Below are 583 nucleotides of genomic sequence, written 5' to 3'. Positions count from 1 at the left end.
GGTCCCTTCTCGATTTGTGTGGGTTGCCTGGGTCATCGAGGCTTGAGCGGGCCCTACATTTTGTGCGTCCGGTAGGCGCGTCCGGCGCGTAGACCTCAACCATCGCAGCGGCGGACGCGCCGGGTGGTGTTGGCCTGCACGTGGTTCTTGAGTAGCCTTCGGCCGTTCTGAACGATGGAGGGCGGAATGGAGCCGGAGACGAGCCTTTTCACGATGGCGCTTGGGCTGGAGGCGCCGTGGTATGTCGATGATGTGGCGTTTGACGCGGCCATGAAACAGATCGATTTCGAGGTCACGTTCAAGCCTAGCAGCCGGTTTACCTGCCCGTCCTGCGGCGCGGCGGACCAGCCGGTTCACGACACGCGGCGGCGCAGCTGGGAACACCTGCGGTTCTTCGAGCACAAGGCCATCATCCATGCCGCGGTCCCGCGGGTCGCCTGCCGCGAGTGCGGCAAGACCCGGCAGGTGACGGTGCCCTGGGCGCGCAGCGGCTCGGGCTTCACGCAGCTTTTCGACGCCTTCGTGATCGCGCTGGTGCGCGCGATGCCGGTGAAGGCCGTGGCCGAGCTGTTGGAGGTGGGCG

At 66.2% G+C, this 583-nt stretch carries 1 protein-coding gene; it reads left to right on the top strand.

Annotated features, from left to right (window positions below; translation table 11 throughout):
* Positions 1-186: 186 nt before the first annotated feature.
* Positions 187-583, top strand: a 397-nt coding sequence (locus ACH107_RS33395) for a transposase family protein (RefSeq protein WP_412509870.1), incomplete at its 3' end; no start/stop codon positions are given.

It is taken from the genome of Roseovarius halophilus (ex Wu et al. 2025) (assembly GCF_047086965.1).
The sequence above is the reverse complement of the archived record's forward strand: the minus strand, read 5'-3'. Positions and strand labels throughout refer to the sequence as shown.